A 20,706-nucleotide genomic window follows, 5' to 3' on the forward strand; every position below is an offset into this window, starting at 1 on the left:
TTGTTGTGGAAAAAATTTAGTTGAAGATGTACCTGTGATTTTATGTTTTGTTAAAAGTGCGTTATACTTCAAAATAGTTAAGCCCAGGCGGTTGGTACAGATTTTTAATGAGAAGGTGAACTATGAAACGATGGAAGTTATTTGTTCTATTTGCTATGACAGCTGTTGTTCTAACAGGTTGTCAGTCTGTGGAAAATGGAGAAGGTTTTTTTTATAGTACTTTTGTAAAACCGATGAATTTTTTATTAGATTTCTTAGGAAACACTATTTTTAACGGAAGTTACGGATTAGCCATTATTACAATCACAGTACTCATTCGATTAATTTTAATGCCCTTTATGTTAAAAAACTATCGCTCTCAAGCGGTTATGCGCGTGAAGATGGATGAAATTAAGCCGAAAATGGATGAGATTCAGAAAAATTTAAAAGCAGTTGAATCAAAGGAAGAGCAAAGGGCACTCCAGCAAGAAATGATGCAAGTTTATAGAAGTGCAGGTGTCAATCCAATCAATATGGGTTGTTTGCCAATGCTCATTCAATTGCCGATCATTATGGGATTATATTTTGCTATTTCGCATTCTGCAGATGTAAAATCACATGAATTTTTGTGGTTTAGCTTAGGTTCCCCGGATATGATTATGACAGCAGTTGCGGGAATTATTTATTTTATCCAATCAAAAGTTTCATTAGCAACAGTTCCAGAGGCTCAAAAAGCTCAGATGAAATTGATGATGTATATTTCACCGATAATGATTGTATTCATTTCATTTTCATCTATGGCCGCACTACCTTTATATTGGTCTGTTGGAGGATTTATATTAATCGTACAAACGTATATCGGGAAAAAGTATTATTCAGATTTACCAAAGCAAAGCTAAGTGAATGAGGTCGGGGCAATGATGCGCCTCGACTTTTTTAGCGGATAAGTAACAGAGGTATGTTGTGCTAGTTGATGCAAGGCTTGCCCTATAAAAGGAGAAAAGAATGAAGAAAATTAAAAATGAAAAAGCGATTTCGTTACTATTAGTAGCAGCTGCAAGTTTTTCGGCGTTATATTTTATTATTCAAAAAAATATGAATGCCGCAATTTTATCGATGACAATTATGTTTACATTAACGAACTTTTTCCGGTCGCGTACGTTTAAAGAACAAGGTCACGAAAAAGAATCTAAATGGATGAAAAAGATGTCGATTACTTTTGCCATTTTGTCTGTACTCGTATTAATCGTTATGATAGCCGGCTGAAAATAGCGGGGTTCTAGGGAAGGTGAACAAAATGAAAAGAAATAAGAAAAAAAGTAGCCCTGTTGTAATGGGGGCTATCGTTTCGCTATTATTAATTATCGCTATCATTGGCTCCATCATTTATAAATACGAAGTCGCGAATAGAGATGGCGCAAATGACAATGATGCAGTAACAGGACAAGTACCAACGAATGTTGATGAACAAGAGCCACCAATTGATGAATCGGTTTCAAACATAGAACAACCAACAGTAACTCCCAATGAAGATGAAGAGATAAAAGAAGGCAATACTGTTCCGACAGACGTCCCAAAAGCGAATGCAAATGGCAATGGAACAGAGGGGTCTAAGGATAAAACAAACGCGCCAAAAGAAAATGAAAATGTATCAATAGAAAATGGTTATATCGTTGGGCAACAGCCTGCGAAAGAACCGAAGTATGTAGACAATATTTTAATTGCTAATAAAAAGTATCCTTTACCAGCCACTTTCAATGAAGGGGAATCTGCTACAGCACGCGCGGCGCTTGACGAAATGATTGCTGCAGCAGGCCAACAAGGATATACACTTATAGCCTTTAGTGGTTACCGTTCATACGAATACCAAACGGATTTATACAATCGTTATGTAAACCGCGATGGTAAAGATGCCGCGGATCGTTATAGTGCTCGCCCAGGTTATTCTGAACATCAAACAGGTTTAACATTTGATATTGGAGAGAAGGGCAAAGAAGCTTTATGGCTAACAAGTGAATTTGGTGAAACGCCGGCTGGGAAATGGTTAGCAACAAATGCACATAAATACGGATTTATTTTACGTTATCCAGAAGGTAAGGAAGATGTGACTGGTTATATGTATGAGTCGTGGCATTTCCGTTATTTAGAAGGCGACACAGCAACGAAAGTATATAATGCAGGTGTTACATTGGAAGAGTATTTAGGGATAGAGTAATAGAGTGCTACAAAAAAGGGTATTCGGACATTGTGTCAGAATACCTTTTTTTGATGAATCGTAATTATAAAATAGGAGAGAGCAGTCTTGAAAGAGATTCTTTAAACTTTATAAAGTTTGAGCGGTTTGCATAAATTTCTGGCGTAAGTTCCGAGCAATCTAATATGTCTGATTCAAAAAGTTCTGCTAGTTGGTGGGCGAGTACACGATCATAAATTAGGGCATTCACCTCAAAGTTTAAACTGAAGCTACGCACATCAATATTTGCGGTACCTACTGAAGCGACCTCATCATCAACGACAATCATTTTTGCGTGGATAAATCCTTTTTCATAATGGTAGACTTTGGCCCCAGCTTGAACAAGTTGCCCGACATATGAATAGGTTGCCCAGTAGACGAAAAGATGATCTGGTTTATTCGGTATCATAATGCGCACATCTACTCCTGACAAAGCGGCAATACGAATCGCATCCATAAAGGAATCATCGGGAATAAAATAAGGTGATTGAATATAGACGAATTTTTGGGCATTGGAAATTAAACGTAAGTAATTATTTTTGATGACTTCCCATTCCGTATCAGGTCCACTCGAAACAATTTGCAACGCGACATTCCCCTTTTGTGGGATGATTGGGAAGTAACGGTCTGAATAGTCGATTTGATGATGTGTACTTGCTTGATTCCAATCGAGTAAAAATCGAGTTTGCAAAGGGTGAACAGCACTCCCCTCAATGCGTAAATGTGTATCACGCCAATAGCCAAAACGATCAGATAATCCCAAATATTCATCACCTACATTAAAGCCACCTGTATAACCGATACGTCCATCTATGACAACAATTTTACGATGATTACGGAAATTTAAACGGGGATTGATGAGTGGTAGGATGGAGGGGAAAAAGACCTCTACCTCGGCACCCAACTCCAGTAAATCTTTGAAGTGATGTTTTTTCACACGACGTGAACCCATTTCGTCGTATAAAATACGTATTTTTACACCTTGCCTCGCTTTTTTTTGTAGGGCATTTACAATACGCTGTCCTAAATTATCAAGTTTGAAAATATAATATTGAATATGGATGTGATTTTTTGCTGCGAGAATGTCGTGAATTAAGGCTTCGAACTTGTCGCTCCCATCACTAAAAACTTGGATATCATTGTCCTGCGTTAAAACGGCATAATTGGTCGTTAAATTCATATAGATTAAGTGATTGTATTCTTTCATATGTTCTGTACGAAATTCGAGTTCTTCATTTTTAATCGCTTCAATTTGATAACTAATCAATTTATCAATGCCGATATCCTTTTGACCATCCCAGCGGAATAAATGTTTTTTTCGAAGCTGTCGCCCTAAAAGTAAATATAAAACAAATCCGAAAAAAGGTATGAAAAATAACACGAGCAACCATGCCCAAGTAGAGGATGGTTTTTTACGCTCTAAAAAGATGATGACTAAAGCAAATAAAATATTTAAAAGCATAACGATAGGGAAAATGGATTTATAATCAAGGAGTGCACTCAAAGTTTCACCTTCTTTAGCTATTTTCATATCATTATAACGTATTCTTCAATTGCTTAATATGAGACAAAAGTGAAAAAGTTGTCTTATTGTTAGTCATTCAATAAAGACAACTTCACCTTTTAATAGTCCTCTAAATGAAAATAAATGTCGGAGAAGTCGAGCTGCCGCAATTTTTCCGAATTAATAAAAAAGCTAATGATACCACTATCTCCCCACATAATTTGTTGTGCATCATTCGACACAATTTGTAAGAGTAATGTGTCATAATGCTGTAAATGGGGAAAAGCCTCTCTAAAATCTTGCTTAATGAAATACGGATAGCCACCAATTTTGTGATCAGCCGCTAAGTAATTTACTAAATAAATATCATGAAAAGAGCGCTCATCTAATGTAATAAATTCATTCATAATGGTCGGGTTAAAGAAATTTTTTAAACGATAATCCATTATAGAAACCGGTTCGAATGATTGTTTAAAGTGCAATTTCATTTCTTGCATAATTGGGAAGTGACGAAAATCTGTGTTATTCAAATAAGAAAAATCAAGTTTAAAAGTGTCATCCATTTCACTTGGTAAAACATATTGCACGTGGTAGTAATGCCGAGAAGCGTTAGATTTTACTTGTGGGGAGCATTGCTGTGAAATGTAAAATTGCAATATTCCCTTTAATGGAAATGGGTCGTTCAGCTGAAATTCAGAAAAGTTAATTTGTGCGAGCAACAGCATAAATTGCCCATTGTCATCTTTAGGATGTGTTAGCCCTTTAGATAAATACGGAATACCCGCAAACTTGCTTTCATGTAAAAGTGTTGCATGTTTTATTGGTTCAATAATGGTCGCTTGAATTGCTGAGCCGTTCAAGTAGCTATGAAATTGAACAAATTCTTTTGGGATAAAAATTCCGTTTTCAAAATTCTCCATAGAATCCCTCCTTGAAACCAAAGTCTAAATGGTAAAATAAATGATTAATCTACACAGAAAATTGCGTAATACTACAATATTTCCCCTTGTATTTGTCATTAAACATGATTAAAATTTAGTAATAAAGGGTTTTTACTATGCTTGTAGTGGAAAGTTGCGAAATATGTTATTTGTCCATTCATAAATAATAAAAATACAATAGTATTAAGCAAAAAGTATAAAAAATAAGTCGATAGTTATAACAGGTATTTCTTTTTCTTCATGTAAGGAAATGGGGATGGAAAAAATAATTGCGATAAATTTGAAAATAATGGTTTATATTAAATGTAAAAAGGTTACACTCAAAGTGAAAGTCTTTAAATTTGTAACAAAATTGAAAGATTTATCAGTGTAAATAAGTGATATACTTAAGAAGTAGAAGGTCAGACCTTTGAGTTAGTTTGGTAAAGGCCCCTGACAAAAAAGAACGCGACTATGCAGAGGCATAATAGAGTTTCTTGGAACTTTAACTTTAATAATTCGTTATATATTTTACTTAGGAAAGGTTGAGGTGTAGAGAAATGGCGAAAGAGATTGATTTAAAACGTATTGTTACAAACTTATCTAAATTAGGTGTTACGGCGACAGTTACGAAATCTCGTATCGAACTTTTAAAAGTTTTAACACCACCAACACAAACTCCACAAACGCAAAATTGATTAAATACTAAAGACGCCCATTGATTCCAATAAATTGGTGTGCGTCTTTAAACATAAAAAAGACAACTCGCGCGACTTTCAAAAGTGGCACAAGTTGTCTTTTCTTTTAATCTTCTTCCGGATCGTTTGCAGAGAACATATACGTACGGTAATGGAATTTCATACCGAACACGAGGCCAATTGCGAGCGCGGTTCCCATTAACGAACTACCACCGTAACTTAAAAACGGTAAAGGAATACCGGTAATCGGTAATAATTGAATCGTCATGCCGATATTTTCAAAAACGTGGAACGTAATCATCGCAATAATCCCTGCACAAACATATGTACAGAAAGCATCTTTTAGTAAAAGGGTCGTCTTCGTTAAATGATAAACTAATAGGAAGTAGAGACAGATAACAGCGCTTGCACCGATAAAGCCCCATTCTTCCCCAATCACTGCAAAAATAAAGTCTGTATGGTTTTCGGCAACATATACTTCGCGACCTTGAAAGCCCTTGCCAAAAATCTCACCAGAGCCAATTGCATTTAACGATGTAATTAAATGATAACCGTCAGATGTGGCGTAAGAATAAGGGTCTAACCAAGAATAAATACGTGCAGCTTGATATGATTGGAACCCAAACGTCTTTTCAAGGAAGGCTTGCATATAGACAGCCATCCATAGTAATGAACCGCCAAGTGCAGCTACACCTCCAAAGAGTGGAAGAATAATTTTCCAAGAAACACCTGCAACAATGACTAGCGCGGCCGTAATCGCGATGAATACAAGTGAGGAGCCTAAGTCAGGTTGTTTCATAATTAATGCTAGTGGTAATGCCAAAGTCAATCCCATTTTTAATAGAAGCATAAAATCCGTTTTCAATGTTTTATTCGGATAGGTCGTATGGTGTTTACTAATTAAATAGGCTGTTGCGAGAATATAAAAGGTTTTCATAAACTCTGCAGGTTGTATACTTCCGATAGGTGTTGCGAACCAACTTTGCGCCCCGTTTCGGAATATCGTTAATCCAGTTGACGGAGGAATGAGTACTACTGCTGCAAGCAATGCTATTCCAAACCAGTAAAATGGCCATGCGAGCTTTTTATATTGATCAGGATCAAAGTACATAACGAATGCTACGATGACAGCGCCAATCATATAATTCAGAATTTGTTTGGGGACAAAGTTCTCCCCATATTGCCCCGATGTTTGAGCTGAAGAAATCGCCAATAAGCTGACACAAAGGAATATCATTAATATAATGGCAAGTGGCCAGTCAAAACGCTTATTGAAACTAAGTTTATTTGTATCCATTCGATTCACCTTATCATCTAAGAATATTTATTTTGAGCATTTTTTACACATATGTTACTAAAAAAAGCGATAATAGCATTAAAAAGGAAACTCTTTCGTAGCTTGTTTTAACTTTATCATATTCTACCGAAAAATACTTTAAGAAGCTTATCGTAAAAGTTGAGACGAAACCGCGTAGAAAATGTTTCAAAATCGTTCAATAAGTCATATAATAATCATAATATTTGTGTTTAAAGGGGCGTGTGTGTTGTGGCAAAGAAAATGAAATCCGCAGAAGATTTTATGCATCATTTATATATACATATGAATGACGTGGATCACTTTGTAATTTTTAGCGGTGTTTCGCTAAAGCAATTTTTACCTTCAGTAGAATCTGTAAAAAATGTTTTACTTTTAAAACACGCATACGAAGAGGGCTCTTTTAATATGCATACGCAATTTGATTTTGTGAGCAGTGAAGATATGCAAGATTTTTTAAAGACCGAACAGGACTTGAAAAAGGATCTTTGTTGGGTTGATTTTACAACTGAAAAAAATGTTAATGCGTTAACGCCACTTGAGCAAGCGGAGTTACTTTATTTCAGTCATAAACGTGAGCCGCTCGCAACACCTTTCTTGGGCAAATTGCAAAATCGATATGCCTATTATTCTTCTGTCGCGGATAAAATGACGAAAGTGTATTTTCGTTTTATCGGAGACTCAGAATTACTAGTAGCGAATTTATTTAATCAAATGATAAAGGAAAAAGAAAACGTAGGAAGCTTTTGGCGAAGAAAAAATAAAGATAATTTGCCAATGATTGACCCTTCAACATTGCGATTATTTAGGCCATTTGTGAAGGAAGGCGCATTATTATCATTATATAAACTAGACAAACCGAGCGCCCATTATGGAATTGAAATTCGCACGTTATCAGATTATGATTTTCCAGATGAAGTATGGGACGATTTAGATGAACTATTAAAACTTAGCTATGATGAACTAATACAAATCAGTTAACACTCACAGCTGCTGCAGTGAGTGTTTTTAGTGGATAGGAAGAAACGTAATCTGTATCAGTAAAAATTCGTGATACACTATGTTTAGTAAAAAATTGGAGGTCACAAAATGAAAAAAAGAATCGGTTTATTGTATGGAGGTAAGTCTGCGGAACATGAAGTCTCGTTGTCAACAGCACAGGCTGTAACGCAAGCTTTGAATTTTAATGAATATGATGTACATCCGATTTTTATTACATTGGATGGCGAGTGGCGTGTAGGACCTCAATTAATGGAACCGGCTCAATCACCTGAACAATTACAATTTGAATCAACGGCAGTTCATGCTGCGAATAATATTATGCAATTTATCGAAGCACATAAGGAAAACCCCTTTGATGTGGTCTTCCCGTTGTTGCATGGAACAAATGGTGAAGATGGTACGGTTCAAGGATTTTTAGATGTATTAAATATTCCTTACGTTGGCAATGGTGTACTAAGCTCTGCGGCTGGAATGGATAAAGTCGTGATGAAGCAATTATTTGAAATGGCTGATTTACCTCAATTACCATACGTATATTTCATTCGTAGTGAGTGGGAAGGGAATCGTTCAAAATGGATTGAGAAATGTGAACGAAAACTTGGCTACCCGATGTTCGTTAAACCTGCAAATTTAGGTTCAAGTGTCGGTATTAGCAAAGCAACAAATATACAAGAATTAGAAAAGGCTGTTCAATTTGCTCTTCAATATGACCGTAAAATTGTTGTAGAGCAAGGTGTTATTGCCCGGGAAATCGAGCTGGCCGTACTTGGGAACGATACACCAGAAGTTTCGGTAGCGGGAGAAATTAAACCCGTAACGGAATTTTATGATTATGATTCAAAATATAAAGATGGTTCAACTGTATTAATCATTCCAGCGGAACTGCAGGGGAATGTGTATCAAGATTTAGTCGGAATGGCGAAAAAAGCATTTAAAGCAATTGATGGATCAGGTTTAGTACGTGCTGACTTTTTTGTAACAGCTAATAATGAACTTTATATTAATGAAGTAAACACGATGCCTGGATTTACACCGGTAAGTATGTACCCGCTACTATGGCAGCATACAGCCGTAACGTATCCGCAATTAATCGATCAATTAATTGCCTTGGCGATAGAGCGCCATACAGAAAAACAAAAACTTCAATACAAAAGAGATTGAGTGGGATAAAGAGTGAAAAAAAACTTAAAGCAACTTGCAACGTGGTTAAAAATTGAACATCAATTATTTCAAGAGACGGTCGTAACAGGTATTTCGATTGATACTCGTACAATTCAGACGGGAGATTTGTTTATACCTTTTCGAGGAGAGGCGGTCAATGGGCATCGTTATGTTGCGCAAGCATTTGAAAAGGGAGCAGCCGCATCTTTATGGATGAAGGATGAACCGAATCCACCAGCAAACTACCCATTAATTTTCATTGATGATCCAGAAGTAGCGTTACAAGAAATGGCGATTGCTTATCGTAACGAACATCAAGCGACTTTTATCGGTATTACGGGATCGAACGGCAAAACATCTTCAAAGGATATTTTAGCAAGCGCCCTTACGCCATATTTTAAAGTTCAAAAAACGATTGGTAATTTTAATAATCAATTAGGTTTACCGATTACGATTTTGCAGTTAGATGAGGATACGGAAATCTCTGTGCTTGAGATGGGGATGAGTGGATTCGGTGAAATTGACTATTTAACAAAGCTAGCCCGCCCGCACTATGCCATTATTACAAATATCGGGGAAGCACATATGCAAGATTTGGGCTCTCGCGCGGGTATTGCTCAGGCGAAATTTGAAATTGTTCAAGGCTTAGAACCAGGTGGCATACTGTTCTTTGATGGTGATGAACAATTACTCCAACAGTTAGTTGCAAAAAATGAATCATTACAAACACAATCATTTGGTTTTACTATGGAACAGGATTTAATAGCTTCAAATATTCATACATCTGAGTCAGGAAGTCATTTCCATGTAGAAGGATTAATTGCTGGGGACTTTTTCATTTCTGTATTGGGCGAACATCAGGTGAAAAATACGCTAAGTGCGATGCTTGTAAGTAAAGCGCTCGGCTTATCAGATGAACAAATTTGCCAGGCATTAAAGCAAGTAACGTTAACAGACATGCGTATGCAATTAATGACGGTTGGAGATAAATTATTTATTAATGACGCATACAATGCTGCACCAACTTCGGTGCATGCCGCAATTCATTTTATTCAACAAACAGCGATTCGCGATGAGAAATGGTTAGTACTTGGAGATATGTTGGAGCTTGGGCAAGATGAGCAGCGTTACCATGAGGAAATTGCAGAAGTCATTGATCCTGGAAAAACGACGTATGTTTGTCTATTTGGACCTCGTATGAAGTGGCTTTATGAGAAACTACAAACAGTTTTTGATGAAAAGCACCTCCTATATACTGAAGACGATTATGCAGTTATTATTGAAAAGATTAAACAGCACGCAACGGAGCAATCATTACTATTAGTAAAGGGTTCGCGCGGGATGCAGTTGGAAAAAATAATTACTGGTGTCAGTGAAATTCAATAAAACCTGAGGATAACAAAATATTTGATTTTAAAAATGCTGAAACGTTGTTAACTTAACGTTTCAGCATTTTATATTTAAGGTATTTAGGTTTAGGTCTTAAAAGCCTTTTTAGAATTTAAAGCGATTAATTAATAATTGTAGGCCTTCAGAAGCTTGTTCTAATGATCTGGTAGAAGCTGTAACTTCCTCCGTTGCGGCAAGTTCTTGAGCAGAAATAGTAGCAGCTTTTATTGAGTTTGAAACGGCTCCCTCAGCGATTGAAGTCATTTCAGTTGTTTGATCATGAACGTTTTTAATGCTTGCTTCCATTTTGTTTGTTAACTGAGTAATCTGGGTAAATTGTTGGCTAATCGAATTAATTGAAGAGGCAATTTCTGAGAATGCCGTTTCTGTATGACCAACAATTTCGATGCCAGAAGTAACTTCCATTGTGCCGGTAGACATCATTTTTACAGCGGTATTTGTATTTGCTTGTACGGCAGTAATTAGCTGTGTAATTTGATGAGCTGATTGTTTAGATTGCTCTGCTAAATGGCGTACTTCTTCTGCAACAACAGCAAACCCTTTTCCGTGTTCACCTGCACGGGCAGCTTCAATTGCAGCGTTGAGTGCAAGTAAGTTTGTCTGGTCAGCAATATTTGTAATGACATCAGAAATCGATCCAATCTCGTTCGATTGATTACCGAGTCGTTGAATGACCTTTTCACTTTCAGATACAGACCAACGAATCGTTTCCATTTGCACAACTACTTTTTGAATAATCTCATTCCCTTTTCGCGCTTGCTTTGATGTATCTTCGGCATTACTTTCTGCGTGCTCAATTGCTTCTGCAACGGAGTCAATATCGTGGTGTAAGGAACTAATATTAGCTTCACTTTGTTGGGCGATTTCACGTTGGCACTGTGCCCCATCTGCAACGGAATGAAGGGACTGTGTCATATCGTTTGAGAAATTTACCGTTTGACTAGCGCTCGCATATAAGTCCTCACAAGACGTTGTAATTTCCGCTGCCGTATTTGAAATTTCACGCATCATGGTACGTAATGTGGCGAGCATTTGATTATATGAAACTGCTAAGTCGCCAATTTCGTCTTTTGAATGTACGTGTAATTCCTGTGTTAAATCGCCCTCACCTTGTGCAATATCATGTAGCTGTTTCCGAATAGTGTGCAGTGGTTGAACAATTTTTCGCGCAAAAAATAAACTAATTCCAACAGTTATAAATCCGATAACTAGGATAATCAATATGATAGTGTTTCGAATGTTTGAAATGACGGCATCGATTGCTTCGATTGATTGACCGACAAACCACATACCGATAATTTCACCTTGTGCGTTTTGAAGTGGTTTGTAAACAGTTAAATGTGGAGAACCGACGACTTCTGCGACACCGATATATGTTTCACCATTTAAAACCTTTTTGGAGACAGCTTTACTTGCTTGTGTACCGATTGCGCGTTTTCCATCGATTTGGACATTTGTAGCAACGCGTGTATCATTTGAGAAAATGGTAGAAACAATATTCATATCCGAGCCCATGTCATCTAAGAGAGGAGTAATGGATTCCACATTTACATTTCCTTTCGTTAGGGCATTATTTTGTATAGCCCAAGAACCTTCATAGCGAGCATCTAAATGTTGATAATTACTTGTTGAAAGGTTTAGAAGGTTTTTTTCGTAAGTTTGTAGCATCGTTTTTTCGATTTGATAATTGACACCTAGAATGATTGCAATTGCGATTATGGTAATGCTACTAATGATGAGTACGTTAATTTTCGTAGATATGGAAAATGATTTCATCAGAAAATTCCCTTCAATTCAAATTTATACATATTATAAAAAATATATATAGCGTGAAAATATTTATTTTGGAGTGAATTAAATGTCGATTGGTGTACTTTTTTTACATGGATTTTCAGGAGGACCGTATGAAGTTCAGCCCTTTGCCGATTATGTACAAGAAAAAACAGGATGGCTCATGGCGATTCCAACATTATCGGGTCATGGTGAGGCGGAGAACCTAGCAATGAAGGGATATAAATCTCATAATTGGTTAATGGATGCCGAAATTGCTTACCGCCGATTGGCGAAGCAAGTGGAGGAGATTATTATTGTCGGCTTTTCGATGGGGGGCGTCATTGCTATGTATTTGGCAACGCGCTATAAGGTAAAGAAGTTAGTGTTATTAAGTGCTGCGGCAAAATATATAAGTCCATCACAATTAGTAAAGGATTTTCGTTTAGTTGCCACAGATGCAATACATAAAAAACTGAAAGAAAATGAATTGTTTGCTCGTTATAAATTTAAATTTTTGAATGTCCCATTTAGTGCAACCGTTGAATTTATGAAAGTTGTTCAAAAAACAGCGCCTTACATTAAGAATATAAAATGTCCAACATTTATTGTGCAAGGATTACTAGATGGCATTGTGCCGAGCCAAACAGCGCAAATATTGTACGATCAAATTCAATCAACGGAGAAAAAGATGTATCTTTCAGAATGTGGGAAGCATCATATTTGTTACAGTGATGATTGTGAGCTGTGGTTTGATGAAGTGCTGATTTTTATAACTTGATTCAGCAGAATGGGGGAACAAAGGCTAAACCCGTCACGTCCTGTGACAACGCCTTTGTGATCAACATCGTGTTGACCCAAGTCCCGGCGGATGTCACAGATTTTTAAGGGAAGTTTTTCGAGCTCGCTCGAAAAAATCTGGACGCAATTACACTAGGGCGTAATTGATAATAGAGGATGAATAAACAGTTTATTTATATACAAGCATTATCATTGCATACTGCTACAACCCATGTTAGACTGATGTAAGCAATGGATACATTTTGTACGAGGACTCTTCAGACTTTATTGATGAAGAGTACTTTTTTTTGAACTTAACGGTTTTATTCTATTTTTTAAAGCTTTTAACTTGCTTCAGCACAAATCCCTACTTTCACATAAGTGTTGGATGAATGCAAAATATGCACTGAATTCAGTGTGGGTTCAAACCCAGGCCGAATCAAGTTAAAGCCCCGGCGGATGTCACAGATTTTTAAAGGAAGCTTTTCGAGCGACCTCGAAAAAAATCTGGACGCAATTACACCGAGGCGTAATTGATTCTAATAATTAGAATCGTAGAATTGAACCGCTCGGCAAAGACCGGGCTTTCCTTTTCATACTAAGAGACTCTACAAGTTAATGTAGAGATAATTTTAAAGTAACGGAAACGTTCCATATATATTGGCTCGAATTTGCCGCCATGTCATCTGAAAATGTAACCATTTGTCGACTTATAAGAAAAAGGGAGATTGAATAGTTTGACAAATTTTTCAGAATTAAATATTAGTGAATCAACATTACGTTCAGTAAAACGTATGGGATTTGAAGAAGCAACACCAATTCAAGAGGGAACAATCACATTTGCAATGGCTGGCCGTGACGTATTAGGTCAAGCACAAACTGGTACTGGTAAAACAGCTGCATTCGGTATTCCGTTAATCGAGAAAATCGATCCAAAAAACCCTAACATCCAAGCATTAGTTATTGCACCAACTCGTGAATTAGCAATCCAAGTTTCAGAAGAACTTTATAAATTAGGTTACGACAAGCGCGTAAAATTATTATCAGTTTACGGAGGTCAAGAAATCGGCCGTCAAATCCGTGCGCTTAAAAACGGTCCACAAATTATCGTAGGTACACCAGGTCGTATTCAAGACCATATTAACCGTCGTACTCTAAGATTAGACGAAGTACAAACATTAGTATTAGACGAAGCAGATGAAATGCTAAACATGGGCTTCATTGATGATATTAATGCGATTTTAGAATCTGTTCCGGATACTCGCCAAACATTATTATTCTCAGCTACAATGCCTCCAGCAATCCGTAAAATTGCTGAAACATTCATGAATAACCCAGAAGTGGTTAAAATCAAAGCAAAAGAATTAACAATGGAAAACATTGAGCAGTTTTTCGTAAAAGCAACTGAGCGTGAGAAATTCGACTCACTTTCTCGTTTATTAGATTCTCAAAAGCCAGAATTAGCAATCATCTTCGGTCGTACAAAACGCCGTGTTGACGAATTAAGTCAAGCATTAGGTTTACGTGGTTTCCTTGCTGAAGGTATTCACGGTGACTTAAGCCAAGCAAAACGTATTTCAGTATTACGTCAATTTAAAGAAGGCAAAATTGACATTTTAATCGCAACAGACGTAGCAGCTCGTGGTTTAGATATTTCAGGTGTAACACATGTTTACAACTTTGATATTCCACAAGATCCAGAAAGCTATGTTCACCGTATTGGTCGTACAGGCCGTGCTGGTAGATCAGGTGTTGCTGTAACATTCGTAACACCACGTGAAATGGGTTACTTACGTATCGTTGAAGAAACAACGAAAAAACGCATGACTCCATTACGTACTCCAACATCAGAGGAAGCATTAGTAGGCTTACAAGAAGATGCAATGAAAAATCTAGTGAACTTAGTACAAAATGAAGACATCAGCAAATACCGTGAATTAGCTGCTCAATTATTAGAAAATAATGAAGCACTTGATTTAGTAGCTGCTGCATTAAAATCAATTACAAAAGAACCAGAATCGACACCAGTTTCATTATCCGAAGAGCGTCCATTACCAATGCGTCGTAGCGGCGGCGGTGGCGGTGGTCGAGGTGGTAATGATCGTGGTCGTTCAAGTCGCGGTGGTAATGATCGTCGTAGCGGTGGCGGTGGAGATCGTCGTCGTGAAGGTGGCGGTGGCGGACGCCGTGATTCAGGTCGTCGTGAAGGTGGCAATGGCGGCGGCGGTAGTGCTCGTCGTGAAGGTAGCAATACCGGTGGCGCTCGTCGTGAAGGCAGTGCTCCTAATCGTGATCGTCGTCCTCGTCAACGTCGCGAAGACTAATAGCTTTATCTATAATACACATCAACGCTTTTTGTTGATGTGTATTTTTTTACAACAAATTAAGGGGGATAGGTGATTAGAAAACTCTGACCTAAAATGAAACCAATTGTTGAGTGAAACGTATACAATAAGTAGTAGAAAGAGGTGTGGAAAATGAGAGCACAACCGAAATATCAATTGCCGAAAATGTCTCAAACAGTGTGGCGATTGTATGGAATAATTCAAACGCTTATATTAGCACTTATAACAGCGGGTATTATATTTTTAGCAGTTAAATATGAATGGTCACAGTGGATTATCTGGATTACAGTAGGTATCGTCGTGTTATCGATCATTTTATCTATTGTTATTTTCCCAAGTGTCCGTTGGAAAATTTGGCGCTATGAAGTAAGGGAACAAGAAATAGAAATTCAAAGTGGCCTGTTTGTCGTAAAGCGTACATTAATTCCGATGGTGCGCGTACAACATGTCGATACGGAACAAGGTCCGATTTTAAAAAAATATAATTTAGCTAATATTTCTATATCTTCAGCTGCAACAGTACATACGATCCCTATGTTGTTGACGGAGGACGCCGATATGCTCAGAACAAAAATATCGGAATTAGCAAGGGTGGCTGAAGAAGATGTCTGATGAAAAGTATAAACTTCATCCCGTTACAGCGATTATTAACGTTGTCAAAGCGTTAAAAGACTTGTTGATTCCAATTGCTATTATTGTCGTTGCAAATGGCTTTAACTTAAATTTTGATTACCGAGATGATAAATTTTTCAGTGAAATGGTTCCGTTAATGTTTTTATTTGTCATAGTTATTGGGACGATGGTAAACGGCTTAGTGAAATGGATGACTTTTACGTATTGGTTTGAGGATCGTGAACTGCGTGTAGAATATGGGCTATTCGTAAAAAAGAAGCGCTATATCCCATTTGATCGCATCCAAAGTTTAAACTATAAAGAAGGTATTTTTCATCGTATTTTTACGTTAGTTCAAGTGCAAGTAGAAACAGCGGGGGGCAAAAGTGGTAAGCCAGAAGCTGAGTTGACAGCTGTTACGAAAATGGCAGCAGAGGAAATCGAAAATCAAATGAGGAAAGTAAAGCAAATGGGTTCTTCAATGGAAGAAGATCAGGAAGCAGCACTAGAAGAGTCTTCAACTGTTATCCATAAAATGCAGCCGAAAGAATTGTTGTTATTAGCAACAACGTCAAGTGGTATTGGGGTTGTATTGGCAGGATTATTCGCTGCAATATCGCAGTTTTCTCAGTTTATTCCGTTTGATGCAATTTATAATGAAATGGCAATTTTGATGAAATTCAGTGTAATTATTGTGTCGTTTTTGATTGCCTTTGCCTTTTTTGTTGCGTGGCTCATTTCTGTGGCGCTCACATTTTTGAATTATTATGATTTTACTGTGACGGAGCAAAACAAACGGTTGATTATTACGCGTGGATTATTGGAGAAAAAACGAGTAACGATTCCATTGCATCGCGTGCAAGCTGTAAAAATTATTGAAAATCCATTCAGACAAATGTTAGGTTTAGCGACTGTAGTTGTGGAAAGTGCAGGTGGAAGCTTTAGTGGTGAGAAGGATAAAAGAATTGTGTTATTTCCGCTCATTTCTAAAAAAATGCTCATAAAGCCGTTGAGGGAGTTATTTCCGCATATTGATTTTACAATGACACCAGAAGTGACACCACCAAAAAGAGCACAACCTTTTTTCTATCGCGTTGATTTTTTATGGATGGTGCCGTTAATAGGCGTATTAACTTATTTCTTTTACCCATACGGCTTATTGTCATTGTTAATTATTGTGCCGATTATCTTGCTAGGAAGATGGCAATTTAAGACGGCGGGCTATTTGTTAAATGGGCAGCAAATCACGATTGTTTCCCGTACGATTAGCCGTGTGACTTTCTTTGCGGAGAAAAAAAGAATTCAAGTTACACAAGGAAGTCAAACGTATTTCCAAAAGAGAAAACAAATTGGTTCAGCACGAATTGTTGTGATGTCAGGAATGACTGGGGCATCTGCTACGGTTCGTCATATAGAACAGCAAGAAGTTGAAACGATTTTACAATGGTATGAACGATAAAAGGGTTGCTCTCATTATCGGAGAGCAACCCTTTTATTTATCGCCAACGTAGCATGTTCTTGGAATTGAAGTAAACAAAGCCTAAAATAAAACCAGTAGCCAATCCACCTAAATGTGCCGTAATATTAATATTAGGCGTCAGGAATGTCATAATGACACTGATGACGATAAGTGGTAAAATGATTTGCTTTAACTGCGGGAATGAATTACGTGTGTAATAGACGAGTGCAGCAAACGCACCGAAAATACCATAAATTGCACCGCTCGCACCTACGCTCGCATAGTATGGATCCTCAAATAGGAAAGTAGCGGCGACACCAAAAATCCCAGCTAAAAAGTAAATCGTTAAAAAACGCATTTTCCCAGCAATTTTTTCAAGTTCAGGACCGAATAAAAAGAGTGAAAACATATTGAATAAAACATGCGTAAAACCGCTGTGTAAAAACATGGAAGTAATAATGCGCCACCATTCACCAGCAGAGATGAAGGCATTGACACTCATTCCAGCGTATAAAATTTCCTTACCAATACCAGGGATTAATGTGATAATAAATACAATGAAGTTAATCGCAATAATTGACGACACAATTGGGTATAACTTAATGTATTGTTTGAAGTTTTCTCTACGAATAAACATGTTTCACCTCGAAATATTAATTGAACCAATGTACGGACAATATTCTATCTTCATAAGTATACATTGTAATAATGCCCAAATGAAAGGGGGAGCTCTTACTTGATTAAAGGAATTGGATTAGATCTTGTCGAAATGATAAGAATAGAAAAAGCGATAAACCGAACAGAGAAATTCCAACAAAGAATTTTATCGGAACGAGAATTGGCTATTTTCGATACACTTTCGGGTACGCGGAAAGTTGAATTTTTAGCAGGGCGCTTTGCTGCAAAAGAGGCATACTCTAAAGCAAATGGGACAGGAATTGGTGAAGGTTGTGAATTGCACCAAATTGAAATCTTAAAAGATGCATCAGGAAAACCAGTCTTGTATTTCGATGGTCAGCAAGCTAAAGCATTTGTTTCGATTACGCATACACATACAACTGCTGCTGCTCAAGTGATATTAATGGAGTGATACAATACATATTAGCTTGTTCTTTTTCATATGCTGATTTATCGGAGCAGATGTGAGAAAGGGTGAGGCGTTGAAAGTCCGTATGTTAGTTGTATTTGCCTGCTGTTTATTTTTGGTAGCTTGTGGAAAAGCCACTCAGGAGGAAGTTGTTCAAGAGGTAAATGAAAAGTGGAATGAAGCAAAGGGCTATGAATTGAATGCGACGATGGAAGTTAGGACAGGTACTGAACCAAGAGTTTATGATGTGAATGTTTGGCATACAAAGCCAGACTTTTACCGTGTTTCGGTCAATACACAAGGCGATAAAGAAACACAAATGATTGTGCGAAATGAAGAAGGTGTATTTGTTGTCACGCCAGCGTTGAAGAAAACATATAAATTCCAAAGTGAATGGCCGAAGCAAAATAGCCAAGCTTATTTGATTGGGATGCTAGCGGAGGATTTACTAGCAGATAAATCAGCAGTTATGACGGAAGATGACAAACAATATACATTTGAATTGGCTACGCGCAATGTCGAAAGAACGGCATTACCAGTGCAGCAAATCACAATTGATAAAAAAACAATGTTGCCTACAAAAGTGAGTGTGTTAAACGAGTCATTAGAAGAGCAGGTTATTATTACGTTTAAAGATATCCAAATGGGAGCAAAACATAAAGCAGAAGATTATGCAGTAGAAAAATTCCCAGAGGATAAGGAAAAAGATACAGCTCTTGCCGATATAGAAAATACAGAGTTCCAAGTACATTATCCAGTATTAGATTGGGAGCATACAAAGTTAACGGATGAATACAAAACGAAGGAAGATGGGAATTCTCGTGTTATTTTAACTTTTGAAGGTGAAAAACCGTTTACTTTAATGCAACAACCTATTGTTAATAATGTAGATACGTTACCTGTATTCTCACCTGGAGATCCTGCTGATTTAGGGTTTACAGTTGGTGCAATGACGGAAAACTCAATTCGATGGGAACAGGATGGCATGGCTTTCTTTATCGCATCGACAAAACTTTCACAAGATGAATTAATGGAAGTTGCTGCAAGTGTAACGGTAGGAAGTATGAAATAACGTAACTTGATTCAGCAAATCCATTTGTACCGAAAGCAAAGCGACAGGTACAGAAGTCCCTACCGGGGGATGAATGCAAAATACGCCGAGGCGTAATTGATTAAAAAGTTTAAATGTAAAAAGAGGGAATAAAGAATATGGAAAACAAAATTAATTATCGTCCAACCAAAGCAGTGATTGATCTACAAGCCATTCACCAAAATATCATTTCCTTACGTCAATATGTCCAACCGAATGTGGGAATTATTGCTGTTGTAAAGGCAAATGCATATGGTCATGGTGATATTGAAGTAGCAAATGCAGCAATCAATGCTGGCGCGACAATGCTGGCAGTTGCCACACCAGATGAAGCAGTACATATGAGAGAACATTTTAATTACATCGATATTCTCGTATTAGGTGCAACTCCAAATTCTTTTATTCCCTATGCTTCGAAAGAAAATATTACGCTTACTGTATTTTCGGTGGATTGGATGGAACAAGCAAAGCAATACTTGCCACTCTCGAACCAATTGAAATTACATGTAAAGATTGATTCAGGCATGGGACGTATAGGAATTACTACAAAAGAAGAGTTATTAATGTTGTATAAAGTGATTCAAGATACTTCGGGATTTGTAGTTGATGGGATTTTCACACATTTTGCTACTGCCGATGAAGAGGACAACGAATATTTTGAAAAACAGGTTAGTCTATTCAAGGAATTATTAAATGTCCTTCCAGAAAAGCCTCGGTTAGTACACGTGGCTAATACTGCAACCACATTAGTGAAGGATCCAACTTTACAATATGACGCAGTTCGTTTCGGCATATCCATGTATGGTTTGTTGCCATCGCCTTATGTGGGAGAGTTATTACCATTTCCATTGAAGCCTGCATTTTCTTTAGAAACAGAGCTAGTACATGTGAAGAAGTTGAAAGCCGGACAATCTGTTGGTTATGGCGCAAATTTTACAGCTGAAAAAGATTGTTTTATTGGAACGATACCAATTGGCTATGCTGATGGGATGATACGCAAGCTCAGTGGACAAGAGGTATTAATTGGTGGTGGACGTGCGAAAATTATCGGAAGAATTTGTATGGATCAAAGTATGATTTTACTGAAAGAAGCATATAATATTGGTGAGCGTGTTTTATTAATTGGTCGACAACAAGAAGATGAAATTACAATAGATGATTGGGCATCGAAATTAGAGACGATTAATTATGAAATTCCTTGTGTAATTACTGGAAGAGTTCCGAGAGTATATAAAAACTAATTAGTTGAGTTTTGTCGAATAAAAGTAGTATAATCGACAGAAAATACGGAAAATAAAACTGAAAAAGTCACACAAACCCCATATTCATTGCAAGAATTGT

At 37.2% G+C, this 20,706-nt stretch carries 19 protein-coding genes; 14 read left to right on the forward strand and 5 right to left on the reverse strand.

Annotation, left to right across the window (positions count from 1 at the left end; translation table 11 throughout):
• The first annotated feature begins 122 nt into the window (after positions 1-122).
• From yidC to ACQKIH_RS12415, 3 genes are all read left to right on the forward strand, one after another.
• A complete protein-coding gene (gene yidC, locus ACQKIH_RS12405) occupies positions 123-878 on the forward strand; it encodes a membrane protein insertase YidC (RefSeq protein WP_057985958.1) in 756 nt (251 codons plus the stop codon).
• Between the two features lie 106 nt (positions 879-984).
• Positions 985-1,245 (forward strand): hypothetical protein, encoded by a 261-nt coding sequence (locus ACQKIH_RS12410; protein ID WP_057985956.1) that lies wholly within the window; start codon positions 985-987, stop codon positions 1,243-1,245.
• Between the two features lie 31 nt (positions 1,246-1,276).
• Entirely contained in the window at positions 1,277-2,194 is a 918-nt protein-coding gene (locus ACQKIH_RS12415; RefSeq protein WP_427766424.1) for a M15 family metallopeptidase, read from the forward strand.
• Between the two features lie 64 nt (positions 2,195-2,258).
• On the opposite strand, the gene cls is transcribed toward ACQKIH_RS12415, so the two are convergent.
• On the reverse strand, positions 2,259-3,674 hold the full coding sequence (cls, locus tag ACQKIH_RS12420; protein WP_427766476.1) for a cardiolipin synthase: 1,416 nt from the start codon (positions 3,672-3,674) through the stop codon (positions 2,259-2,261).
• A gap of 161 nt (positions 3,675-3,835) precedes the next feature.
• Entirely contained in the window at positions 3,836-4,636 is an 801-nt protein-coding gene (locus tag ACQKIH_RS12425; RefSeq protein WP_427766426.1) for a YwqG family protein, read from the reverse strand.
• A 560-nt stretch (positions 4,637-5,196) separates the two neighbouring features.
• Between ACQKIH_RS12425 and ACQKIH_RS12430 the strand changes: the two genes are divergently transcribed.
• Positions 5,197-5,334, forward strand: a complete 138-nt coding sequence (locus ACQKIH_RS12430; protein ID WP_169793440.1) for an Lmo0850 family protein — start codon at positions 5,197-5,199, stop codon at positions 5,332-5,334.
• 106 nt (positions 5,335-5,440) lie between these two features.
• Here the strand turns inward: ACQKIH_RS12430 and ACQKIH_RS12435 are convergent, their stop codons facing one another.
• Positions 5,441-6,631, reverse strand: a complete 1,191-nt coding sequence (locus tag ACQKIH_RS12435) for an FtsW/RodA/SpoVE family cell cycle protein (protein ID WP_427766430.1) — start codon at positions 6,629-6,631, stop codon at positions 5,441-5,443.
• 249 nt (positions 6,632-6,880) lie between these two features.
• On the opposite strand from ACQKIH_RS12435, the gene ACQKIH_RS12440 reads away from it, so the two are divergent.
• The 3 genes from ACQKIH_RS12440 to ACQKIH_RS12450 all read left to right on the forward strand — a co-directional run bounded on the left by ACQKIH_RS12440 (position 6,881) and on the right by ACQKIH_RS12450 (position 10,198).
• A complete protein-coding gene (locus ACQKIH_RS12440; RefSeq protein ID WP_057985946.1) occupies positions 6,881-7,630 on the forward strand; it encodes a hypothetical protein in 750 nt (249 codons plus the stop codon).
• A gap of 108 nt (positions 7,631-7,738) precedes the next feature.
• Positions 7,739-8,812: a D-alanine--D-alanine ligase gene (locus tag ACQKIH_RS12445; protein WP_427766433.1), complete on the forward strand. Its 1,074-nt coding sequence runs from the start codon at positions 7,739-7,741 to the stop codon at positions 8,810-8,812.
• Between the two features lie 12 nt (positions 8,813-8,824).
• Positions 8,825-10,198 (forward strand): UDP-N-acetylmuramoyl-tripeptide--D-alanyl-D-alanine ligase, encoded by a 1,374-nt coding sequence (locus tag ACQKIH_RS12450; protein ID WP_427766435.1) that lies wholly within the window; start codon positions 8,825-8,827, stop codon positions 10,196-10,198.
• 108 nt (positions 10,199-10,306) lie between these two features.
• Here the strand turns inward: ACQKIH_RS12450 and ACQKIH_RS12455 are convergent, their stop codons facing one another.
• Positions 10,307-11,998 (reverse strand): methyl-accepting chemotaxis protein, encoded by a 1,692-nt coding sequence (locus tag ACQKIH_RS12455; protein WP_427766438.1) that lies wholly within the window; start codon positions 11,996-11,998, stop codon positions 10,307-10,309.
• A gap of 82 nt (positions 11,999-12,080) precedes the next feature.
• Here ACQKIH_RS12455 and ACQKIH_RS12460 point away from each other — a divergent pair, with 82 nt between their 5' ends.
• From ACQKIH_RS12460 to ACQKIH_RS12475, 4 genes are all read left to right on the forward strand, one after another.
• Positions 12,081-12,773, forward strand: a complete 693-nt coding sequence (locus ACQKIH_RS12460; RefSeq protein WP_427766441.1) for an alpha/beta hydrolase — start codon at positions 12,081-12,083, stop codon at positions 12,771-12,773.
• 736 nt (positions 12,774-13,509) lie between these two features.
• On the forward strand, positions 13,510-15,096 hold the full coding sequence (gene cshA, locus ACQKIH_RS12465) for a degradosome RNA helicase CshA (protein ID WP_427766443.1): 1,587 nt from the start codon (positions 13,510-13,512) through the stop codon (positions 15,094-15,096).
• A 153-nt stretch (positions 15,097-15,249) separates the two neighbouring features.
• Positions 15,250-15,729, forward strand: coding sequence for a PH domain-containing protein (locus ACQKIH_RS12470; protein WP_057985938.1), 480 nt, complete (start codon positions 15,250-15,252; stop codon positions 15,727-15,729).
• Positions 15,722-17,188 (forward strand): PH domain-containing protein, encoded by a 1,467-nt coding sequence (locus ACQKIH_RS12475; protein ID WP_427766445.1) that lies wholly within the window; start codon positions 15,722-15,724, stop codon positions 17,186-17,188. The genes ACQKIH_RS12470 and ACQKIH_RS12475 overlap by 8 nt, the downstream gene beginning before the upstream one ends.
• A 37-nt stretch (positions 17,189-17,225) precedes the next feature.
• Here the strand turns inward: ACQKIH_RS12475 and ACQKIH_RS12480 are convergent, their stop codons facing one another.
• Complete coding sequence (locus ACQKIH_RS12480; RefSeq protein ID WP_057985934.1) at positions 17,226-17,825, reverse strand: rhomboid family intramembrane serine protease; 600 nt, start codon at positions 17,823-17,825, stop codon at positions 17,226-17,228.
• 99 nt (positions 17,826-17,924) lie between these two features.
• Between ACQKIH_RS12480 and acpS the strand changes: the two genes are divergently transcribed.
• The 3 genes from acpS to alr all read left to right on the forward strand — a co-directional run bounded on the left by acpS (position 17,925) and on the right by alr (position 20,606).
• Complete coding sequence (gene acpS, locus ACQKIH_RS12485; RefSeq protein WP_427766448.1) at positions 17,925-18,278, forward strand: holo-ACP synthase; 354 nt, start codon at positions 17,925-17,927, stop codon at positions 18,276-18,278.
• 70 nt (positions 18,279-18,348) lie between these two features.
• Positions 18,349-19,347, forward strand: coding sequence for a LolA family protein (locus tag ACQKIH_RS12490; protein ID WP_236706782.1), 999 nt, complete (start codon positions 18,349-18,351; stop codon positions 19,345-19,347).
• A 137-nt stretch (positions 19,348-19,484) separates the two neighbouring features.
• Complete coding sequence (gene alr, locus ACQKIH_RS12495) at positions 19,485-20,606, forward strand: alanine racemase (protein WP_427766450.1); 1,122 nt, start codon at positions 19,485-19,487, stop codon at positions 20,604-20,606.
• Positions 20,607-20,706: the final 100 nt, after the last annotated feature.

The sequence above is a fragment of the Solibacillus cecembensis genome (assembly GCF_050272495.1).
Lineage (GTDB): Bacteria > Bacillota > Bacilli > Bacillales_A > Planococcaceae > Solibacillus > Solibacillus cecembensis.